Genomic DNA, 22206 nt, shown 5'->3' with positions numbered 1-22206 from the left:
TTTTCTACAAGACAAAGCAGCGTAACGGCGACATCCCCTTAGCAGCGGACAGGGCCGAGAGCGTCTTCGAGCAGCGGGATCACCTCGTTGCCAAAGCGCGTTAATGAACGCAATGCGTCATCGATCGGCATATCGCCAAACTGGAAAAAGCAGTTGTAGTGGCTGGCACCGGTCTCCAGCACCTCGGCAATAATGCGTTCGGCGACGTTGTGCGGATCGCCAATCATCAGGTTGCGGCAGATTTCGTCGGCATCCGGCTCATTGGCAAACGGCGGTGCACTGATAAAGGCACCGTCAGTGGCGGTTTTTTTCTCATGCAAGGCAGCGATCATGCGAGCAACAAACATCGCCCGCTCCGCCGCCTGATGAGCCGCAAGCCGACTGTCGGTAATATGGATATATTGCTGTACTGCGATCGGCCGCTCGCCATCCGCCCCCGCCTGCCGCCAGCTCTGCCGCGCATCCTGCACCATCTGACGCAGACGCGGCGATCCACGATAACCGGCAGTCATAAAAGGCGTGGGCTGCCAGGGTTCAAAGGCGCGTAAAATCTCCGCATTGCTGGAGGTAACAAACAACGGCGGCAAAGGTTGTTGCAGCGTATTGAGCAAAAAATCGGTGTGCAGTGACTCGCCCTGAAAGCCTGACGACTGAGTGTTGCCTGCCGTCAAGGCCCGACAGATCAGTGCCCAGCCCTCAAGCAGCGCCTGATTGCGCTGTTCCACATCCAGTCCGTAACGCGCAAACTCATAGGCCTGATAACCACTGCCAATACCCAGCACCAGCCGTCCGTCGGTCAGTCGATCGACCAGGGCGATCTCCTGCGCCAGGCGCATGGGATGATAAAGCGGTAGCACAATAACCGCGGTGCCCAGCTTGATACGCCGGGTATAACCGGCCATATGCGCCGCCATAATTAACGGTGAAACGCTTAGCGAATAATTGGTAAAATGATGCTCCGCAAACCAGGCGGTCTCAAAGCCGATCTCTTCGGCCAGCGCTACCATTTTGCGAGTATCCTTAATGACCCCCTGGATCCCCCCAGGATTGTCTTTAAATGACATTAAATTAAACAGTCCAAGTTTCATTCTACCCCCGGCGAAAACTGCATTAATTAACGGCGTTTGCCTTTCTGGAAATATCGTTCAACTTTGCTTTGGATAACGCTTAATACCGTGGTGGCGACCAGATACCAAATACAGGCCACAATTAATAACGGGATATTTTCATAAGTCCGCGAATAGATGGCCTGCGCGGAATACAATAAGTCTGACAGCGAAATTACACTAACCAGCGAAGTGCTTTTCAGCATGCCAATCACCTGGTTGCCGGTGGGTGGAATAATAAAAGGCACCGCCTGCGGCAAAATAATGCGTCTTAGCCATTGCGTCTTTTGCATACCGAGCGCCCGCGCTGCCTCCTGCTGGCCATCATCTACCGAGGCAATACCGGCGCGAATAATTTCCGCCATATAAGCGGCTTCATTTAACCCCAGTCCCAATATCGCAGCAGTCCAGGGAGTAATTAAGTCATTCATGCTGCTGGTATAAATCACTGGCATAAATGGCAAGCTGATACTGAACGTGGGATATAACGCGGCCAGGTTGTACCAGAAAATTAATTGCACCAGCACCGGCGTTCCGCGAAAGAACCAGATATATCCGCGACTAAAGCCGCTAAATAACGGATTGGGGGAGAGACGCATCACCGCCAAAATCACGCTTAATACAATCGCCAGTGCCATAATAACCAGCGTCAGCCACACCGTGACCCATAGCCCCTGTAGAATGGTCAGCGAGAACAAATATTTCCCCACCGTGGCCCAGGCAAAATTGGGATTGGTGATCATCGAGTGTGCCACCATCACCACCAGTGCCAGGGCGACCAGCAGCGATATCCAGCGTCCGTAATAGCGCGGCGACACTACGGTCAATGGCTGAGTGGCGACGCTGTTCCCCGCCGCCTTTGGGGGCGAGATGGCGTTTTTGTGTGCCAACCCAAGGCGTTGTGGATGCTGATTATCTGTCATCATTTCTCTCATTCACTCAATCTGAAGGAAGGACAGCCGGTGTGGGATCAGGGCGATGAAAGCCACCAATTCAGCACCGATTTAATTAATCAGTTAATTAAATTTATAATTTAACTGAACACAAATCAACCTGCTTTACGCATTTTTTTATCGCGATTTTCATGGCAAGTTCCTTAAAGCACACGCGTGAGAAAATCGCGGGTCCTGGCATGCGCTGGCGCGCTAAACAGACGCTGCGGCGTGTCCGTTTCAATAATCGCGCCGTTATCCATAAAGGCCACCTTGCTACAGACTTCACGGGCAAAGGCCATTTCATGGGTCACCACCACCATGGTCATTCCTTCTTCTGCCAGACTGCGCATCACATCCAGCACTTCCCCCACCAGTTCAGGATCCAGTGCGCTGGTCGGCTCGTCGAACAACATGATCTGCGGCTTCATGGCCAGCGCACGGGCAATCGCCACCCGCTGCTGCTGCCCCCCGGACAATTCGCTCGGATAGGCGTGATAACGGTGGCTGAGGCCAACGCGATCGAGCAGTTGTTGCGCCTCGGCTATCGCCTGGGGGCGAGGGACTTTTTTCACCTGCATCGGCGCTTCGATAACATTCTCCAGAGCCGTCATATGGCCAAACAGATTAAAGCGCTGAAAAACCATGCCGATGCGCGCCCGTTGACGCACGATCTCCGACTCTTTCAAACTATGCAGCCGGTCCCCCACTTGCCGATAACCGATCCATTCACCAAAAACCTGCAAGGAGCCGCCATCAATTTTTTCCAGATGGTTAAGGCAGCGTAAAAAGGTCGATTTTCCCGAACCGGAGGGGCCAATGAGACACACCACTTCTCCGCTGGCAATGGTCAGATCGACCCCTTTGAGAATTTCGATACCGTTAAACAATTTAATGACCTGCCGTGCTTCGACGGCCGGAATAGTGCCTGCTGTCATAGGGGTGCCTCTTGAAGTCAAGGTGCCAGATACCAGGTGCAAAAACCGCCACCGTCAACAATCAGCATCTGGCCGGTGGTATAACCGGCATCGGCGGCAAGATAACGCACGGCTTTGGCGACTTCCTGTGGCGTGCCCGCGCGTTTTAGTGGCAAGGTCGCCACCTCTCTGGCAAGCAGCGGCTCCTGCGCTTGCCAACCACTGTCCGCTTCGCGGATCGGACCGGGGCTAACGCCGTTGACGCGAATACCGTAGCGGGCCCACTCCATTGCCATCTGGGTGGTTAGATTGACGATCGCCGCCTTGCTGGGACCAAAAGCCCCAGCTCCGGGATAACAACGGTGTGCCGAGGCCCCGGCAATGCTGATAATGCTGCCGCCGCGATTGAGCATCACCTTGGCGACTTCACTGCTGGTGATAAAACAGCTGGTGAGATTGGACTGCAATACCTGCTGCCAACGATCGTCACTCAACGCCAGCAGACTGCCTCCGGCGCTGGCTCCGGCGTTATTAACCAGAATATCAATCGCCCCCCAGTCTGCGATCAGGGTGGCCACCAACTGGCTGACGCTACTGCGATCGGTAAGTTCGGCCTGATAGAGGCGTACTTCACCTCCCGCCGCGATAATTTCCTGCGCCGTGTTTTCGGCACTCAACCGATCGCTTCGATAAACCAATGCAATTTTGACGCCATTGGCCGCCAGCTCAAGGCAGACAGCCCGGCCAATACCTTTGCCGCCGCCGGTGACCAGCGCGACGTTGTGTTGCAGATCGCTCATGATGCGGGCTCCTTATGACATCGCGACGGCATTTTCCCGGCCTGTTCAGCCAGGGTGCGGCCGCAGATATAACCCCAGGTCAGATTGGGTCCAAGGGTCGTCCCGGCCCCCACAGCCCGACTGCCAATGGGATTGGCCATGGCGACACCGGCGCAAAACAGGCCGTGGATAATCTCGCCGTCACGGTGGCGTACGCGACCATACTCATCGGTGCGCGGACCGCCCTTGGTGGCCAGAAACGAACGATTAAAAGGCACCGCCAAATAAGGTGGCCGGTTAATGGCCAGCAGGCCGCCGTGAAAACGGCTATCGCCTTTACCATGAGCAGTGGCGCGCTCACGGTGAAAATCTTCATCAATTCCCTGGGCGCAAAAACCGTTAAAGCGCGCAATAGTGTCGGACAGACTGTCAGTGGGTAGCGACAACTCGGCCGCCAGGGCCTCCAGCGTATCGGCTTTGATCATCCAGTCGCGATGGCGCAGGACAATCAGACGCAATATCGGCGAGCGTTGTAGCAAGCGGCTATCCGCCACCAGCCAGGCGGGCAGATGTTGTGGCATTCCCTGCTTATCGCGGCTATCGAGAACTTCGCCCAGATTGAAAATAAACTCGTTGGTAAAGCGTTTCCCCAGGCGATTAACCAAAATCACATTAGGTTCGTAATGAAAATAGACCGATAAACCATAAGGTTGCCCCTGATAACGCCAGGGTACTGCGCCGCCCATATTGGCCTGATCCATATGCGCCATTTGCGCGCCTATCGCCTCGGCCATTCGCTGACCATCACCGGTATTGGTTGGCGGGCTACAGATATAATCCACCGGCCCCGGGAAATGCCGCCCAAGACGGTCGCTATCCCCTTCAAAACCGCCGCTGGCGATCACCACGCCGCAACGTGCATTAACCTCCACCCACTGCTGCCGATGGCGATAACGCGCGCCGATCACCCGATGGCTGTCCGCCACTCGCAGGCTGTCGACCTGCGCCTCAGTGACAATACGGCAACCCCGCGCCAGGCAACCGGCCAGCAGACCGGTGATCAGCGCCCCGCCCTTGGTACGCAAACGGCGGGCAAAGCGCCAAAACAAACTCGGCGACAAGCGCCAGGCAACGGCGATCGGGTGGTGCCAGATATCCTCGGTAATGGTCTCGTGGTAGGTATAAAACTGGGGTAAAGGCGATGGCCGCAGCTTCAGGCCGCGCTGACCCAGCCAGCTTGCCGCCAGGGGTAAAGGGGCCAGCATGCGACCGCAGGTTTTTGCCCCGGGAAAGGCCGCCAGCGGATCGCCCTCGTCGGTCAAGGCAAAGCGCAACGGCGAATATTGTTCGACAAAAGCCAGCATCTCGCCGGCGGCATAGGCAAAGGCGCGCCACAGCGGCTCTTCGGTCGCGGCCCAGCCTGGCGGTGCGCTGGCGCGCAAATAGCACAACGCCTCCTCCGGCGAGTCAGCTATCCCCGCCTGGCGCGCATAGTGATTGGCCGGCACCCAGGTGGCGCCACCCGACATGGCGGTCGTACCGCCCAGCAGCGGACTTTTCTCGACGATCAAGACCGATAAACCTGCCGCCGCCGCGCGAAGTGCCGCGCTAAGCGCGGCGCCCCCCGAACCGATAATCAATACATCGCAGCTTTCTGAACGATCTGCGCACTGCCCTTTATCTGCAACGTGGAACATAAATGTGCCTCGATCAGATTGGGTTGGTTTTCATCAGATTGATGCCGGGTTTGTCGAGCCGGACGTCAGACAGCTGCCATTTGGCCATAATCTTGTCGTAGGTACCGTTTGCGTGCAGCACCTCCAGCGCTTTTAACAAGGTCTGTGCCAGAGCATCATTTTCATGGGCCACGACAATGCCCAGATAGTATTTCGGCATCAGAGGCATCTGCAGAGTGCGAATAGGATGAGGTGCCTTTTTCTTGATTTCACCCGCCGCCGCTGCGTCATTTAGCACAAAATCGACGCGTCCGGCATACAGCGCCAGCAGCACCGCATCCGCCGATGGCAACGTGACCGTTTTTATCGCTGCTTTGCCCTGCTTGACGCAGTTCGGGGTATAGATCTCATTAATGGCATGTTCAAAGTCGGTGCCGGTTTGCACCCCGGCACTCAGGCCGCAAAGGGTCAAGGGATCGCCTTGCACGCTATTATTGCTGGCCAGGGTATAAACCTCGTTGGTCGCATAGGCATAGTCAACAAAGGTGACCTGTTTTTCGCGCTCCAGACTGTCAGAGATACATTCCACCGCAATATCATAACGACCGCTTTTTACTCCGGGGATCAGCCCGGCAAAATCAATGGAGACCGGCTTGATTTTGACCCCCAGCACTTGTCCCATGGCATCCCACAGATCAGGCTCAAAACCGACCATAGTCTTATTGTCTTCAGCAAAAGATTCGCAAGGGGGATAGTGCGCATCCGTCACCAGGTTGATCACTTTGCTGGCGCGGATCTTGGCCGGTAGCTGCGCATGCAGCTCGGCGTTGGTTTCCAGAGGGGCTTCAGCGGCCAACGCCGGAGAGATGGCCGAAACACTGCTGAAGATGAGACAGAGATACGACAAGGCAGACACTGCAATAGATTTCATTCTCATGCTTTTAGACTCCGGTAGTAAAGGTTGCCATTGCTAAAAAACCTGGTGTGTGTAAAAAGCAGTATGTAAATCAACGTCCTGACGAATTTCTTACCGAACTGGCACCGACGGCGCGGCTTATGGACTTTGCAACCATCATGCCAAATTTAACTAACCGATTAATTAACAGTCTGTATGCGCCTTGACCGTTTTGTATATTTACTCGCCACTCAAGCACAAATGAGAACAATCCCCAACAAGGTGCAAAACAGGATCAAAATCTGACCAATTTGGGGCAAAGCACGGTGCTGCCAGAGTGCGAACCTTATTTTTAATGATTCACCCCAGGTGCTGGCTTGATAACTAAAAATAGCCGGTGTGATTTATATCCAGCCGCTGTTATCACGACAAATACTCATCTATCACCATGATTAATATTATTTAATTTTTTATTTAATCAAAAATGACAGTCTCCCGAACCGCCACGACCCGGTTTTTTTTATCTGCTAACGGCAACTTTTTTTGAACCAAATAAAAATTGGTTCGATTTATGCAATCCACTATTTATCCTTCACCTTGTCTGTCAGGAAACTGTCATGTCAGAGATCGTTGACCATCTGGACCCACCTCGCGGAAATTCTCATTCCGCACTGGAGCAACTGCGCCAGTTGCTGGAACAGCATCCCGACGAGGGGCAACCGCTGCCACCGGAACGGGATCTGGTATTGCGTTTTGGCGTCGGTCGCCGGGAGATCCGTCGTGCCCTCGACGTACTGGCAGAAGAAGGTCGTATCTGGCGTAAACAGGGGAAAGGGACCTTTATCGGCCCGAAAGCCCCGGCGCAGCCGCTGAGTTTGCAAACGCTGCCGCGCCAGTCAAATTTGCTGGAGGTCATGGAAGCCCGTCTGCAAATTGAGCCGGGGTTGGCAAAATATGCCGCACTGCGCGCCACCCCGGAACAGATCCAACTGATGTGGCGCTTGCTGGAACGGATCCATAGTCAGCATGCGGACGATGCCGATCAGATCGAGCTATGGGACAGCGCCTTTCACCGCGCCATTGCCGATGCCGCCGGTAACCGACTGTTGCTGGGGCTGTTCGATGCCGTTGACGCCATTCGCCGCGATGCCAGCTGGCAGGCGGTACGCGATAAGGCCCGTAATCAAGAGCGGCTGGATATTTACGACCAGCATCATCGCCGCATTGTTGAACACATCGCGGCACGCCAGCCGTTGGAAGCAGCCAGCGTGATGCGTGAACACCTGCTGTTTTTGCAGCATGCCTTTATGTCCACGCTCAATAATGATGATGAAGGAGCCGCCTGATGGATCGACCCGCGACCCGCGCCACACCTTTACTGACCATTGAAACTCTTCAGGTGCAATTTCGCGGCAGCCCCAGCCGCGTACTCGACGGCATCTCATTCTCGCTGGCCGCCGGGGAAACGCTGGCACTGGTGGGTGAGTCCGGCTGTGGCAAAAGCGTCACCTCACTGGCGCTGATGGGCTTGTTACCCTCTGCTGCCCAGGTGTTACAGGGCAATATTCAGTTTGACGGCCATGCTCTGCTGCAACTAAGCGAGCGGCAATATGCCGATCTGCGCGGCCAGGATATTGCCATGATTTTTCAGGAGCCGATGACCTCGCTGAATCCGGCATTGACTCTGGGTGAACAGATTGCCGAAGCAGTAATGCGTCATCAGCGGGTGGATAAAAACCAGGCGCTGGCACAAGCACTGGCCATATTGCAGCAAGTCCAGATCCCGGCACCGGAACTGCGTATCAACGCCTATCCGCACCAACTTTCCGGCGGTATGCGTCAGCGGGTGATGATTGCCATGGCGCTGGTTAACCAGCCGAAACTGCTGATAGCCGACGAGCCGACCACCGCGCTGGATGTCACCATTCAGGCACAGATCCTGGCATTGCTTAGTCGCATGCAACAGCACAGCGGCACCGCCATGCTGCTGATCACCCACGACCTTGGCGTGGTGGCCGAAGTGGCCGATCGCGTGGCCGTGATGTACGCCGGACAGATCGTTGAACAGGGAACGGTCAGTGAACTGTTTAACGATCCGCAACACCCTTATACCATCGGCCTGATGGGTTCAATGCCCTCGCTGGCATCACGTCAGGGCAAACTGGCCACCATTCCCGGCGCGTTGCCATTGCCCGCCGATATGCCGGCAGGCTGTCGCTTTGCCACCCGTTGTCCCTTTGCCGATCATCGCTGTGATCAGCAGCGTCCGCCACTCACCGCCCTCGGCGTATTGCCCGGCAGCCATCAGGTGGCCTGTTTCAATGCCCCCCTGGAACAGAACTTTACCTTGCACCCTACCGTGGAGACGATGCCATGAATGTTCCCCCGCGCCCGATCCTCGAAGCCGTCGGGCTCAGTAAAGTGTTTAAAGGGCCGCGCTCGCTGTTTCATAAAGCGTCCGAGGTGCTGGCCGTCGATCGGGTTTCACTGCGTATTTTCCACGGCGAAACCCTGGCAATTGTCGGCGAGTCAGGCTCGGGGAAATCGACACTGGGCCGCCTGCTGCTGCAACTGCTGCGCGCCTCGGAAGGTGACGTATTCTATCAGGGCGAAAATATCAGTCGCCTGTCGAACGCCCAAATGAAGCCGCTGCGCCGCGAGCTGCAAATTATTTTTCAGGATCCTTTTGCCTCGCTTAATCCGCGAATGACGGTGGAACAGATCGTCGCTGAACCGCTATGGCTGCACAATATCCTGCCGAATGCCCAGGACCGACAGGCAAGAGTGAAAGAGTTATTGACCACCGTCGGGCTTCCCGCGGCGTTTAGCCACCGCTATCCCCACGAGTTTTCCGGCGGTCAGCGGCAGCGAATTGGCATTGCCCGTGCGCTGGCATCGCAGCCAACACTGTTGCTCGGTGACGAGCCGGTATCGGCGCTGGATGTCTCGGTGCAGGCCCAGGTCGTCAATCTGCTGGAGAGCCTGAAACAGCAATTTGGCCTGACGATGATTATCGTCGCCCACGGTCTGGCGGTGATCCGTCATATGAGCGATCGCGTGGCGGTGATGTATCTCGGGCAAATCGTTGAGCTGGCCAGTGTCGACGATATTTTTGATGCGCCGCTGCATCCCTACACCCAAGCGCTGATCGCCTCGGCCCCCCTGCTGTCGCCGGGGGTTAAACGTCCGGTAGATCTGTTGCCGGGTGATATGCCCAATCCGAGCAATATGCCGAGCGGCTGCCGTTTTCACACCCGCTGCGCCCATGCCAACGAGCAGTGCCGTCAGGTGGAACCGCCGCTGGAAAATGTGGGTGATTCTCGGCAAGTAGCCTGTCATCGCTGGACTGAGCTGCAACGCTCAAGGACCGCCGTGCTGGTTCCGCCACCGTCGGCGGCGTTTATCCTGCGACGCGCTCTGTTTGAACAAGCCAGCCAGCAGCTGGTTCCCTCTCCCTTGATCTCCACTCTCCCTGAAGGAAGCACACCATGAAATTTCGCCCAAGGTTGTCCGCGTCGTTAAGCGCGCTGATATTGCTGACCAGCAGCGGTTTTGCACAGGCTGAAAGCGTATTGCGCATTGGACTCGGCAGCGATCCCGATCAGCTCGATCCCGCCACGGCGCGCACCTATTATGGCCGCTTTGTCTTCGGTGCCCTGTGCGACCGCCTGGTGGATGTCGACCAGCATCTGGCCATTGTTCCCGGGCTGGCCACCGACTGGTCATCCAGTGCTGATGGCAAGACCCTGAGCATGAATCTGCGGCAAGGCGTGGTGTTTCACGACGGCGAGAAATTTGATGCCAACGCGGTGAAATATAATCTTGAGCGTTATCTGACGCAGAGCGGTTCGCTGCGTAAAAGCGAAATCTCCTCCATTGAGTCGGTGGAAGTGACCGGGCCTTACAGCGTTAAACTGCATCTGAAAAATGCCGATGCGGCGCTGTTGATGCAGTTGACCGACCGCGCCGGTGCCATGATGGCCCCGGAGGCTACCGCCAAAGGCAACGTTGCCGCCCATCCGGTGTGCTCCGGCCCTTACGAATTTGTCAGCCGCGTGCAGCAAGACCGCATCGTACTGAAACGCTTTGATCAGTACTGGAACAAAGACGCCTACCATTTTGACAAAATCATCTTTTTACCGATCCCCGATGCCTCGGTGCGCCTGGCCAACCTGCAGGCGGGAGATCTGGATATTACCGAAGGTATTGCTGCCACCGATGTTAAAACCGTTAAAAGCGATAACAAGCTGACGCTGGCCTCAGTAACCGGTCTGGGTTATATGGGCTTGACGGTCAATATGGCCAACGGCAGCACTAATACCGCCACACCGCTGGCCAAAGAAATAAAAGTCCGCCAGGCGCTGTCATTGGCTATCGATCGCGATGCCATTAATCAGGTGGTATTCCTCGGGCAATATACGCCTGCCAACCAGCCCTTCTCCCCGGTCAGCCCTTATCATGCCGATGTGCCCATTAGCGCGCGCAATATTGACAAGGCCAAAGCTCTGCTGGCCGAAGCCGGGGTCAAAACACCGCTGACTATCACCATGCTAGTGCCCAATAATCCGACCGCGCAGCAGGTAGCCCAGGTGATCCAGGCGATGGTCAGCGAGGCAGGCATCAACCTTAATCTGCAAATGACCGAGTTTGCTACCTTGTTGGATAAACAACAGCACGGTGATTTTCAGTTGAGTATGTCTGGCTGGTCTGGCCGCCCGGATCCCGACGGCAGTATCTACTCTTTCCTGTCGAGCAAAGGCGGGCTAAACGACGGCAGATACAGCAACCCACAGGTCGATCAATGGCTACTGGACGCACGCCAGACCAGCGATGTCGCGCAGCGTAAAGCGCTATACAAAAACGTGGTCGAGCAAGAGAACATCGATTTGCCGCTGCTGTATCTCTATTTTGAACCGCGCATCTTCGGTATGAGTAAAAAAGTGGCGGGCTTTACCCCCTATCCTGACGGCCTGATCCGCTTACAGGGTATGACGCTGACCCAGTAATCGCCTGCCGGAAATAAGGGGATCCTATGCTAGAGCTTATGATTAAACGCCTGCTGTCTGCGGTGCCGACGCTGTTCCTGGTGACGCTGATGGTGTTCTCACTGCAAAAACTGTTGCCGGGAGACCCGATAACCGCCATGGCGGGTGAAGAGCGCGACCCGGCGGTGATTGCCCAGCTGCGCGCGGAATATCATCTTGATGATCCTATTCCCAGCCAATATTTTCACTGGGTAGGCAATGCGCTGCATGGCGACTTTGGCATTTCGCTGCGCACCCAGGAACCGGTTTGGCAGTTGATTGCCAGCAAGCTGCCGGTAACGCTGGAGCTGTCGATGTGGGCCATGCTGATCGCTTTAGTGCTGGGTATTGGTATGGGGGTCATCGCCGCGGTCCATAAAGGCAGCTGGATCGACAACAGTACCAATTTTGTGGCGCTGTCGGGCATTTCTATCCCGCATTTCTGGCTAGGGGTGTTGCTGATTATGCTGTTCTCGGTGAAGTTGCAGTGGCTACCGGCTTCCGGCTATGTGCCCTTTGCCGAAAACCCGTGGCAGAACCTGCGCACCATGATCCTGCCAGCCGCCGTGCTGGGCACCGGCTTGTCGGCCACTTTGATGCGCCATACTCGCGCGGCAATGATTGCGGTGCTGAAAGCCGATTATATTCGCACTGCGCGGGCCAAGGGACTGTTAGCCACTACGGTGATTTTTAAACATGCGCTGCGTAATGCCCTGGTGCCGATTATCACCTTGACCACCCTGCTATTTGGCGAGCTGTTGGGCGGTGCGGTGCTGTGCGAACAGGTGTTTACCGTCCCCGGATTCGGCAAAATGATTGTCGATTCGGTGTTCAACCGCGACTACGCGGTGGTTCAGGGGGTGGTCATGGTGGTCGCTGTCGGTTTTCTGCTAATGAATCTGTTGGCCGATATGTTGTATGTGTTGGTCAATCCACGTATGCGAAAGGGATAATATGAGCCAGGCTATCCTTGCTGTGACCTCGTCTTTAGTCACCCGGCGGCCAGCCAGTCGGGTGCTGGACAAGTTTCTGCGTAACAAGAGCGCTGTAATTGGCGCCGCAATTGTCATCGCCTTTGCCTTGCTGGCGCTGCTGGCACCGTGGATCGCCCCCTTTGATCCGATCAAGGCCGATTTTATGGCAGTGCGCAAAGCCCCTTCGGCATTGCACTGGCTGGGTACCGACGAACTGGGACGAGATATCCTCTCGCGACTGTTCTGGGGGGCGAGAACCTCACTGATGGCCGGTTGTCTGTCGGTGGCCATTGCCATTGTTCTCGGTGTCCCTTTAGGGCTGCTGGCGGGTTACTGGCAGGGGTGGATTGACAGTGTTATCTCGCGGGTGATTGAAGCGATGCTCTCCTGTCCGTTTCTGGTGCTGGCCATTGCCCTCGGCGCGTTTCTCGGCCCCAGTCTGGGCAATGCCATGATTGCCATTGGCCTGTCGGCCATGCCGATCTTTGCGCGCCTGACCCGCGCCCAGGTGATGAACATCCGCAATGAAGAATATATTGAAGGCGCGCGGGCGATCGGCTTGCCCGACCGCTGGATTATGCTGAAATATATTTTGCCCAATGTTATGTCACCCATTTTGGTTCAGGCCACGTTGGCGATTGCCTCGGCGATTATCACCGAAGCCAGCTTGTCGTTTTTAGGTCTTGGCCAGCAGCCGCCCTATGCCTCCTGGGGGGCGATGCTCAATACCGCCCGCAGTTTTCTGGCCCAGTCCCCCTGGATGTCAATCTTTCCCGGTTTAGCTATCTTTTTGGCCGTACAGGGATTTAATTTATTGGGCGACGGGCTGCGCGATGCCCTCGACCCTCGCGCGGATTAACCGCTTGCTTATCGGCTCTATTTTCAGGAGTAGCTATGTCTCAGCCTTATGATTTCAACGTCGCCTATCCGACGCTGCGCCCGACCATGATGGGTGCCAATGCCGTCTCCGCGTCACAACCGCTGGCCGCGCAGGCGGGAATGCGCATGCTGATGCTGGGAGGCAATGCCGTCGATGCGGCGGTCGCCACCGCCATGGCGCTGACCGTGGTCGAACCCAGCGGCTGCGGGGTGGGCAGCGACGCCTTCGCCATTGTCTGGGACGGTGAAAAAACCCACGCCCTCAATGCCTCGGGTCGTTCACCGGCGGCGTGGAACGCCGACTATTTTGCCGGTCAGACGGCGATGCCGACCTATGGCTGGAACGCGGTCAGCGTACCCGGTGCCGTGTCCGCCTGGGTGGAACTGGCGAAAAAGTTTGGCACTCTGCCGCTGACTACCCTGGCGCAACCCGCTATCGACTATGCACGTCAGGGATTTCCGGTATCGCCGCTTATCGCCCGCCTGTGGAAAAATGCCGTAAGCAAGCTGCACGATCAGCCCGGCTTTAGCGCCTGCTTTGCGCCACAAGGCGTAGCGCCGGAGATTGGCGAGATTTTCCGCAATCCGGCACTGGCCAATACCCTGGAATTGATCGCCAAAACGCAAGGGGAAGCTTTTTATCGCGGCGAGCTGGCAGAAAAAATGATCGCTCATTGTCAGCAGTTTGGCGGTGCCATGACCCTTGCGGATCTGGACAATCACCGGGCTGACTGGGTTGAAACGCTAACGCAATCCTTTGCCGGCGGCACGGTGCACGAACTGCCGCCAAACGGCCAGGGGATCGCCACCCTGATGGCACTGGGCATGCTGGAAAAACTGGATTTTGGCCATCAACCGGTGGATTCGGTGCAAACGCTGCATCTGTCCATTGAAGCCATGAAACTGGCGCTGGCCGACCTCGATCAGCATATTGCCGATAGCGATCATATGCCGCTCACCCCACAGCAGCTGCTTAGCGATGAATATCTGACACAGCGTGCCAGCCTGATCGATCCGCTGCGCGCCAGTGACGTAAGCTACGGGTCGCCGAAGCCCGGCGGAACTGTCTATCTGACCACTGCCGATGCCAGCGGCATGATGGTGTCGTTTATTCAGTCTAACTATATGGGCTTTGGTTCAGGGGTGGTGGTACCGGACACCGGAATTAGCCTGCAAAACCGCGGCTGTGGTTTTGTGCTCGATCCGACCCATGCCAACTGCGTGGCCCCCAACAAACGCCCGCTGCATACCATTATTCCTGCCTTTGCCACCGATGCAGCAGGCAAGCCGTTGATGTCCTTTGGTCTGATGGGCGGTCCAATGCAGGCGCAGGGTCATTTACAGTTGGCCATTCGTATTATGCGCTACGGGCAAAACCCGCAGGCGGCCATTGATGCGCCACGCTGGCGGGTGATAGCCGGTCGCCAGGTGGCCATTGAATCAACCCTCGACACCAATACGCTGGCCGCGCTGCGCGCCATGGGTCATGAACTGCTGGTCGAGGACCCGCTGCAAGGCCACAGTTTTGGCGGTGCCCAGGTGATATTGCGTCATCCGCAGGGACATTATCTGGCGGGTAGCGAATCGCGCAAAGACGGTCAGGCGCTGGTCATGTAACAGCAAAGATGTGACAGCGCTTCAACTTCTCCGGTTAAAGCGCTGTAATTGTTACCCGGCTATTTATAAAAATGAAACATCGTTCTATAAATGATAATACCGTTCATTTATGGAGAAGCCCGATGTCCACACCTCTGTTTCACGGCGTGATCCCGCCGGTTGCCACACTGCTTGATGCCAACGCCCGGCTCGATCGCCAGGCTATGCAACGTCTGATTGATTTCACCCTCGCCGGGGGGGTTAACGGCTTGTTCTTTCTCGGTAGCGCCGGGGAGTTTGCCCATATGTCCGACGAACTGCGGCTGGAAGTGGCGGAATTCTGCACTCAGTATGTCAATAAACGCGTGCCGGTGTTGATTGGTGCCGCCCATCCTGGGAGCGATGCCACCCTGCGTTTTGCCCGTCACGCCAAAAGTGTCGGTGCCGACGGCGTGGTGGTGGTCAATCCCTACTACAACCCGCTAAGTGAAGAGAATCTCTATTTGCATTACCGTTATCTGGCGGAAAACCTCGATCTACCGATAATTATTTATAACTTTCCGGCGCTCAGCGGCCAGTCTATCCCGGTGGCGGTGATCAAACGGCTGGCAGAAAATTATCCTAATATCGTCGGGCTAAAAGACACGGTAGACAGCCTCAATCATATCCGCGAAACCCTGCATGCCGTCAAACCCGTGCGCCCCGATTTTGCCGTATTCGCCGGTTATGATGAATATCTGTTTGGCACGCTGATCCTCGGTGGCGCCGGGGCGATCCCGGCCAGCGCCAATTTTGCTCCGCAACTGACCTGCGGCATTTATCAGGCCTGGCAGGATAATGACCTCGCCAAAGCCGTGGCGCTACAACAGCAACTCTCCTGGTTACCCCCTCTCTACGCGTTGGATACGCCATTTTACAATGTGATCAAATACGCTATCCAACGGGTTGGCCTTGATGTACCGGTTTATTCTCTGCGCCCGGCACAACCACTCAGTGAGAGCAAAAAAGCGCAGGTCGATATTATTTTGCAGCAGGCCGGGTTATTGCCCGCCTAGATAAAAATTTGCCGCGATCACAGTACCGCATGTTCACCCGTCAGTCCGGTATGGGAGCTCTGCGCCGAGTTATTCGGACGGGAAATCAGTAAACCAAGCAGCTTACTGGTCAGGTCTTTGGTGCTCATTTCCGCAGTCTCTACCGTAGCGGTGATACTTTCCTGCGCCTGCATGGGCGGTTTTGGCAATACTCTAGCCACTTTTTTATCCTCGGCCATTGGTTGTTGATAATGCCCCAGTACTTTTTTTACATAGTTACGGGTCTCTTTATAAGGCGGTACCTTTCTGCCGTACTTGCGTACCGCCCCTTCCCCGGCGTTATACCCCGCCAGCGCCAGGGTTAAATCATTATCAAAATGCTCAATCAACCACTTCATATAAGTGGCACCGGCACGCAGGTTTTCTTCCGGATCCATCAAGTTGCTATAACCAAAACGCTTGCCGGTGGCAGGCATCACCTGCAACAACCCGCGCGCGCCCTTGTGCGATACCGCATGCGACTGATAGTTGGATTCCACTTTGATCATTGCATGCAACAAATCCTCATCCACCCCTACTTCGTCGGAAATTTTCGCAATCATCGGATGGAACTGACTTGTATTTTTCCCGCGCAACGCAGACGACGTTCGCCGCGGCGGGGCAATAGCCTGCGGCTTGCCGCTGGCGGCATTTTTGGCCGCCAGCGCTTTCTCAGACAGCGAACCTTCCGCCGTTGTCCAGTTCAGAGGGACTGCCGGGAAGCTATTCATTGCCTCAACGCTGGCAGGGACGGCAGGAAAAGCATTTAATGCCGCCACTGATGCCACCGCCGGATCGGTGGCGTTCCACACCACTGCCGGACGGGGCTTTTTCTCCGGCGGGCTATCGCCGAACCAGGGAAAAGGCTGGGCACACCCGTTGAGCAGTATACAAAAAAACAAAATAATCATAGGGTTGAAGTTAGTTTTCATCATCATCATCGTCATAATCAATTTTCATTGCCAGTCGTAGCACTTGCGCAACGGGTTCGAATAACTCGGCAGGGATATAGCCTCCGACTTTGGTTCCTGCCGCCAGGCCACGAGCAACCTGGATGTTCTCCACAATGGGTACCCCGGCTTTCTCCGCCAGGCGCACAATATGCAGGGCACGTTTATCGCGTCCCATCTCAATCACCTGCGGCAACGGCGTGGTTTCCGGGTGGTAGTACAAACACACAGCGATATGGGTCGGGTTACGTACTACGGCCGTCGATTTGGCCACATTGGACGCCAGACTCCCGCTCTGAATTTCACGGTGAATTTCTTTACGCTTTTGTTTGATTTCCGGATTGCCTTCGGAGTTTTTGTTCTCTTGCTTGATATCCTCAAGGGACATCATCATCTTCTTGGTGTTGTCATATTTCTGGAAGGCGATATCGGCGATACCGATGACCACATAAAAACCAATCAGCGTCAGGCACATCCAAAACAGCAGTTTTACGCATACCTCTAATCCGGTAGTGATAGGATGCAGCGGCAAAAACTGAATCGACGGTGTGTTTTGTCGCAGCAGATAGTAAAAAATCAGCGACAGCATCGAGACCTTCAACACCGACTTAGTGAACTCAAACAGGTTTTTCATTGAAAACATATTTTTGAGATTGGCGACGACATTCAGTTTCTTAAACGATGGCTTTAGGGCTTCTGTTGCCAGCAGTGGACCTATCTGCGCAGTAATGGTCAGAATTGCGCTAAATATCAGTAACACGGCGATACCACCGACAAAACGGATCATCAGGTCACGAAAGGCAGCCATAAACAGGCTCAGCCCAAAGGAGAGATCCTGATTGACGGCGCTAATCGCCAGTTCCTGCAGATTTTGCAACGCTCGCCACAGTGCCGGTCCTTCGAGACAGAAATATCCCAGCACCATCACCAACTGCATGCCGCTGGTGATCTCGGCGCTTTTCGCCACCTGGCCTTTTTTGCGCGAATCGCGGATTTTTTTCTGTGTCGGCTTTTCCGTTTTTTCACTCATCGGAACACCTCCAGCAGGCTGTGGCTTAAATGGCTAAAATTGGCGCTATATTCACGAAAACCATTGAAGGCAAAATTAAAACTGATTATCAGCATCAGCAGGGCAAAGGCGCTTTTAATCGGCATAGCCAGAAAGAACACATTAAGCTGTTGCGCCGAGCGGTTGATCAGCCCCATCGCCATATCCACCAGCATGATCACCACAATGGCCGGCATGGAGAAGCGCAGGCACAGCTCATACATCAACTGCCATTGGCGGCTAAGAAATGCCAGCGCATCGTGGCTGTAATTCAGCGCCCCACCTGGCGGCAGCGTGACATAGGACTGGTAGATGGCGCTGATCAGTTCGTTAAAACATCCGCTCATCAAAAACAGCACGCTAAACACCTGGGTAAACAACATGCCAAACAGCGACGATTGCTGCCCTAACATTGGGTTAAGCACGCTGGCCATAGAAGAACCACGCATGGTATCAATCAGAAACCCGGCCATATCCAGCGCCCAGAAAGGGATGGCGGCGCAAAAGCCAATCACCAGGCCGATGCACAGTTCACCAATGGCCAGCATCACATAACCCCAGGCCCCGCCAGCGGGTAATTGCCAGTGGGCATAAACCGGTAGTAACGGCAGCGCGATCACCAGCAACAAACTGTTGCGGATCAGCATGCCGCCAAGATTGGAGGCGCTAAATAACGGCATAAGCAGGAACACACCGAGTGGGCGTAACATGCACAGGCCAAGGATCGGCATCCATTGAGTCCACTGCATCATGTTATTCACGCATCAGGGTAATTTGGTCAAACGCCAGACCGGCGTAGTTGAGCAATACATCGCCCATCCAGTGATAGGTCACCGCCAGGGTGATACAGACGGCCACCAGCTTGACCAAAAACTGAATCGTCTGCTCCTGAACCTGGGTTAATGCCTGCAGCAGGCTGATCATCACCCCCACCATTGAAGCCACCACCACCACAGGCAGAGACAGCATCAGCACCAGCCACATCATTTGACTGGCCAACTGGGTTATCATCGCTTCGCTCATTATTAATCCCGTGGTTACGAAAAGGAGAGGACCAGCTGGCTCAACAACTTCTCCCAGCCGCCCATTAGCACAAACACCAATAATTTAAGTGGCATGGATATGGTCATTGGCGACACCATCATCATGCCCATCGCCAACAGCACGTTGGATACCACCAGATCGATGGCAATAAAAGGCAGGAACAGCAGCAAACCAATCTTAAAGGCTTCAATCAGTTGGCTAACGGTAAAGGCGGGCATCATCACCAATAAGGAATTATCAGGTATGCGCTGCTGATACTTTTCTGGCCAGATTTGGTGGCCAATATCGGCAAAAAAATGCACCTGTTCCGGAGCGGTATTACGCTCAAGAAATTCGCGATAAGGGGCAAAAATGCCAGACTCAACCTGCTGAATAAACGCCGGGGATTCAATCTTTACCGGGTTGCTGCCCAGGTTGTCCTGGATCTCCATGCCCACCGGCGCCATGATAAATAGCGTGAGCACCATGGCCAGGCCATATAACGCGATATTTGGCGGGATCTGTTGAATACCCAATGCGTTACGCAACAGGGCAAAAACCACCGAAAGCTTAAGAAAAGAGGTGCCTAAGACAATGAGCAGCGGCATGATCGATAGCGCAAACAGCAGTACGATCATCTGTAATGGTTGGTCAAATATCGCCATTATTAGGGTCCGGGGATAAGGAAGTTGCCCACATTATCCGCGACCGCCAATGCCGGGAGTATCAGGTGCAGACCCTAATTTTTAGATTAAGACTTTTGTTATTTTTACTGAAAGCCCCCCGGTGAGAGCCGCTGACTTTCACGGGGGGTACTTTTTTAATTCATCTTACCATGATGAATTTATTGTTTCTGTTGCTGCAACGTCGTCCTGATAGCCTTTAATCTGGTTATTTCCTGTCTGCTCTCGGTCATTATTTCATTTAATCTCTTCACCTGGGCGTTATTAAGTGGTTCATCCTTGTACACACCTTTACTTTTAAGTGCCGCACAATATTGATACCTTTTTTGTTGTATCAGGATTTTCTCACTTAGCTCAGCCGCCTTGCTCTTTAAAAGCGAATTATTACCTGCTACAGCTTCTAAATTTGCCAGGGCTGCTATTCTTTCCTCGTTTTCTTTTATGGCTTTTAATAGATCGGTGGCTGTTTTATTGATTTTTTTACTCTCCACACCTGGAGATGCAAAGTTACCGTTACCCGTTGATGGATCGATTTTAACTTTCTGCCGGGAGGCTATATTGCTTGCCAAGTCAGCCGGTTTATTATTTTTATCTGCGTCATTCTTTACTGACTTTATATTATCTGGTGCTTTTGGCGCCTGGCGCTTAGTCCTTTTAACAGGCAGATCAAACCTGACACTCTTTTTTGCTGATGCTGTATTTAAGCTTACCTTGTCTGCGTTTGTTATCTCGCTACCCGCCTGATTCGGCGTTTGATTCACAGGCCTACTTTTAAGTATCCCCTTGGGTTTGTTTGCCAAACCTCTATCCGTCTGACTCTGTATTTTATTGGCATCATCTTTCAATGGCTTAATTTCATCAGTAGCTCGCAGAGGCTGGTTATTATTTTTAGCAGGCAGTTCAAACCTGCTTTTACTCTTCGTTCTGGCATGTAATACTATTAGCGGCGCGGGTATATTCTGGCTGTGATCTGAACTGGATTTAGGCTGCGCTTCGTCTTCGTCTGGATTTATCGGTTTATGGTCTGAAAGCAGATGTTTGAGATCATTCATTTGATCTGCCGTTGTGCAATACATTATGCTGGCTTTCGCCAATTTATCGTCACTGCTTTCAAGTTTGATACCACGGTGTTCATCATCGAGTGTAATAGTCCGCACTGCCGAGATACAACCATTAATATCGGCCTGGGCAAAGGACAGCGATTTAAGACCGTTATCTGCCATATACTTTTTTATTTCCTCAGCTAATGCCTCGGGTGCTGCAGATAATACTTGTTTAAATGCCTCAGGCATTTCGGTTATTTTTGGAGGTTGCGCATTTTTGAGCGTATCAACCGTTTGACCAATCATTCCTTCGGCGGCTTTATTATGCGCCTGGCTGATTTTTGGCTCCGCGACCTCCTCTGCTTTACTGTTACTTCTAAACATTGCTGAAATTGCACTGGTAATTTTAGACACAATAAACCACCTTTAATTTAATAAATTAAATATTACTGGTTTTACCAGTACATGTTAACTATCGCGACTATTAAGCGATAAAAGCACCATTTGCCAGCAGATCGGCAAAATGGTTATTTATGGTATTTATTCGGATATACCAGCCAGGATCCCCCGTCAATATCCTGCCAGCTTGCCCCTTGGGCGATGAGTGCCTTAGCCAGGCGCTGGCGTACCACATTGATTTCCGGCTGTAAACTTTCTGGCTGCAGGCCGCGTACCAGTCGCATCTGCGGTACTGCACGTTCGATTTGATGAATAAGTTTTATAAACGCAATCACCGCGCGATTTGACTGGCCGCCTTCACGGCAGGCAATAAAATCACAAATAATCAGTTGCCCGTCCTCCATACGATAGACCAGTTCAAAATCCGGGGTTTTTATGCGTGAGCCAATAATATAATCAGTTTTGCCAAAGGTTTCGATATGTGGCTGGTAGCCATGAGCAAGAAGATATTGGCTGACGACGTCAGGTTTAAGACTCGATGCGGTCATTTTCATTTCCTTATGTAGGTGGTAAGGCTGAGCCATTACCACCTTGAATGATCAATTAGATTTTCACTACCGACATAATTCGTTCCTGGAGACTCATTAACTCACGAGTCATATCCAGCATCTGGCGAGATGCCTCAGAGGCTTTATCTTCGGCATTTTCAAGATACTTATTAAACTTATCTGAGGCGTTGCTCTGGTATTCACCCAGTAGATCCAACTTTTGCGCATCGCGGGTGATATCGGCGGCATCCAGGCCCTGGCCAGCTTCTACCATCTTGCCAATACCACCGGCTCCATTGCTGATTGCTTCGCTTTTAAACGCTGCGCCCATTGATGAACCCACCACCGAGAAAACACCGGCAACCATTTTACCTACCGCTTGTTGACGTGCAGCCTGATGATTTTGCTCAATGGCATCCCTTTTGGTCGTCATAAAGATCGATATTTTCTCACCGGCAACATCCTGGCTTGAAATAACAAAGTTACGCTGTAAATCGCGGATCTCTTTGTTCATGGTTTGCAGCATGGCGATCATGCTTTCCAGTGTGGCAATCGCCCCTCTGCCCGCCGTCGCCGAGCTGCTGGCAGCGGCAGATTCAGTGGCAGTGACGGGTGTATGAGTGATTTGATTAATTGTGGTCATTTTATTTCTCCATTAAGT

Annotated in this window: 22 protein-coding genes; 8 read left to right on the top strand and 14 right to left on the bottom strand. The window is 53.9% G+C overall.

What is annotated here, in order from left to right:
- Window positions 1-38: 38 nt before the first annotated feature.
- The 6 genes from GW590_RS06460 to GW590_RS06435 form a co-directional block, all read right to left on the bottom strand.
- Window positions 39-1088, bottom strand: a complete 1050-nt coding sequence (locus GW590_RS06460; protein WP_169402210.1) for an LLM class flavin-dependent oxidoreductase — start codon at window positions 1086-1088, stop codon at window positions 39-41.
- Between the two features lie 26 nt (window positions 1089-1114).
- Complete coding sequence (locus tag GW590_RS06455) at window positions 1115-2032, bottom strand: amino acid ABC transporter permease (protein WP_235955871.1); 918 nt, start codon at window positions 2030-2032, stop codon at window positions 1115-1117.
- Window positions 2033-2202: 170 nt separating this feature from the next.
- Window positions 2203-2976, bottom strand: a complete 774-nt coding sequence (locus tag GW590_RS06450) for an amino acid ABC transporter ATP-binding protein (RefSeq protein ID WP_235955870.1) — start codon at window positions 2974-2976, stop codon at window positions 2203-2205.
- A gap of 17 nt (window positions 2977-2993) precedes the next feature.
- Window positions 2994-3755, bottom strand: a complete 762-nt coding sequence (locus tag GW590_RS06445) for an SDR family NAD(P)-dependent oxidoreductase (protein ID WP_169402209.1) — start codon at window positions 3753-3755, stop codon at window positions 2994-2996.
- Window positions 3752-5431: an FAD-dependent oxidoreductase gene (locus GW590_RS06440; RefSeq protein ID WP_169402208.1), complete on the bottom strand. Its 1680-nt coding sequence runs from the start codon at window positions 5429-5431 to the stop codon at window positions 3752-3754. Before GW590_RS06440 ends, GW590_RS06445 begins: the two co-directional genes overlap by 4 nt.
- Window positions 5432-5444: 13 nt before the next feature.
- Window positions 5445-6347 carry an ABC transporter substrate-binding protein gene (locus GW590_RS06435; RefSeq protein WP_169402207.1) on the bottom strand — a complete coding sequence of 301 codons (903 nt, stop codon included), beginning with the start codon at window positions 6345-6347 and terminating at the stop codon, window positions 5445-5447.
- A gap of 575 nt (window positions 6348-6922) precedes the next feature.
- Here GW590_RS06435 and GW590_RS06430 point away from each other — a divergent pair.
- From GW590_RS06430 to GW590_RS06395, 8 genes are all read left to right on the top strand, one after another.
- Window positions 6923-7651, top strand: coding sequence for a FadR/GntR family transcriptional regulator (locus tag GW590_RS06430; RefSeq protein ID WP_169402206.1), 729 nt, complete (start codon window positions 6923-6925; stop codon window positions 7649-7651).
- On the top strand, window positions 7651-8682 hold the full coding sequence (locus tag GW590_RS06425) for an ABC transporter ATP-binding protein (RefSeq protein ID WP_169402205.1): 1032 nt from the start codon (window positions 7651-7653) through the stop codon (window positions 8680-8682). The genes GW590_RS06430 and GW590_RS06425 overlap by 1 nt, the downstream gene beginning before the upstream one ends.
- Window positions 8679-9797 carry an ABC transporter ATP-binding protein gene (locus tag GW590_RS06420; RefSeq protein ID WP_169402204.1) on the top strand — a complete coding sequence of 373 codons (1119 nt, stop codon included), beginning with the start codon at window positions 8679-8681 and terminating at the stop codon, window positions 9795-9797. Before GW590_RS06425 ends, GW590_RS06420 begins: the two co-directional genes overlap by 4 nt.
- Complete coding sequence (locus tag GW590_RS06415) at window positions 9794-11311, top strand: ABC transporter substrate-binding protein (RefSeq protein WP_169402203.1); 1518 nt, start codon at window positions 9794-9796, stop codon at window positions 11309-11311. Before GW590_RS06420 ends, GW590_RS06415 begins: the two co-directional genes overlap by 4 nt.
- A 26-nt stretch (window positions 11312-11337) precedes the next feature.
- Window positions 11338-12282, top strand: coding sequence for an ABC transporter permease (locus tag GW590_RS06410; protein ID WP_169402202.1), 945 nt, complete (start codon window positions 11338-11340; stop codon window positions 12280-12282).
- Between the two features lies 1 nt (window position 12283).
- Window positions 12284-13162 (top strand): ABC transporter permease, encoded by an 879-nt coding sequence (locus GW590_RS06405; protein WP_169402201.1) that lies wholly within the window; start codon window positions 12284-12286, stop codon window positions 13160-13162.
- A gap of 35 nt (window positions 13163-13197) precedes the next feature.
- Window positions 13198-14799: a gamma-glutamyltransferase family protein gene (locus GW590_RS06400; RefSeq protein ID WP_169402200.1), complete on the top strand. Its 1602-nt coding sequence runs from the start codon at window positions 13198-13200 to the stop codon at window positions 14797-14799.
- A 122-nt stretch (window positions 14800-14921) separates the two neighbouring features.
- The gene (locus GW590_RS06395) at window positions 14922-15833 is read left to right on the top strand and encodes a dihydrodipicolinate synthase family protein (protein ID WP_169402199.1); all 912 of its coding nucleotides are present in this window, start codon (window positions 14922-14924) and stop codon (window positions 15831-15833) included.
- A 17-nt stretch (window positions 15834-15850) separates the two neighbouring features.
- Here the strand turns inward: GW590_RS06395 and GW590_RS06390 are convergent, their stop codons facing one another.
- The 8 genes from GW590_RS06390 to GW590_RS06355 form a co-directional block, all read right to left on the bottom strand.
- Window positions 15851-16798, bottom strand: coding sequence for a lytic transglycosylase domain-containing protein (locus GW590_RS06390; RefSeq protein ID WP_169402198.1), 948 nt, complete (start codon window positions 16796-16798; stop codon window positions 15851-15853).
- Window positions 16773-17831: an EscU/YscU/HrcU family type III secretion system export apparatus switch protein gene (locus GW590_RS06385; protein WP_169402197.1), complete on the bottom strand. Its 1059-nt coding sequence runs from the start codon at window positions 17829-17831 to the stop codon at window positions 16773-16775. Before GW590_RS06385 ends, GW590_RS06390 begins: the two co-directional genes overlap by 26 nt.
- The gene (gene sctT / locus GW590_RS06380) at window positions 17828-18601 is read right to left on the bottom strand and encodes a type III secretion system export apparatus subunit SctT (RefSeq protein WP_169402196.1); all 774 of its coding nucleotides are present in this window, start codon (window positions 18599-18601) and stop codon (window positions 17828-17830) included. Before sctT ends, GW590_RS06385 begins: the two co-directional genes overlap by 4 nt.
- A gap of 1 nt (window position 18602) precedes the next feature.
- The gene (gene sctS, locus GW590_RS06375; protein ID WP_169402195.1) at window positions 18603-18872 is read right to left on the bottom strand and encodes a type III secretion system export apparatus subunit SctS; all 270 of its coding nucleotides are present in this window, start codon (window positions 18870-18872) and stop codon (window positions 18603-18605) included.
- A 14-nt stretch (window positions 18873-18886) separates the two neighbouring features.
- Window positions 18887-19480: a type III secretion system export apparatus subunit SctR gene (gene sctR, locus GW590_RS06370; RefSeq protein ID WP_408014916.1), complete on the bottom strand. Its 594-nt coding sequence runs from the start codon at window positions 19478-19480 to the stop codon at window positions 18887-18889.
- Window positions 19481-19716: 236 nt separating this feature from the next.
- The gene (locus GW590_RS06365; RefSeq protein ID WP_169402193.1) at window positions 19717-21012 is read right to left on the bottom strand and encodes a hypothetical protein; all 1296 of its coding nucleotides are present in this window, start codon (window positions 21010-21012) and stop codon (window positions 19717-19719) included.
- Window positions 21013-21125: 113 nt separating this feature from the next.
- A complete protein-coding gene (gene sseE, locus GW590_RS06360) occupies window positions 21126-21545 on the bottom strand; it encodes a type III secretion system effector protein SseE (RefSeq protein WP_169402192.1) in 420 nt (139 codons plus the stop codon).
- 55 nt (window positions 21546-21600) lie between these two features.
- Window positions 21601-22188 carry a hypothetical protein gene (locus tag GW590_RS06355; protein WP_169402191.1) on the bottom strand — a complete coding sequence of 196 codons (588 nt, stop codon included), beginning with the start codon at window positions 22186-22188 and terminating at the stop codon, window positions 21601-21603.
- Window positions 22189-22206: the final 18 nt, after the last annotated feature.

The organism is Rouxiella aceris (assembly GCF_012933545.1).
Classification (GTDB): Bacteria; Pseudomonadota; Gammaproteobacteria; order Enterobacterales; family Enterobacteriaceae; genus Rouxiella; species Rouxiella aceris.
This window is presented reverse-complemented; position numbering and strand designations above follow the sequence as displayed.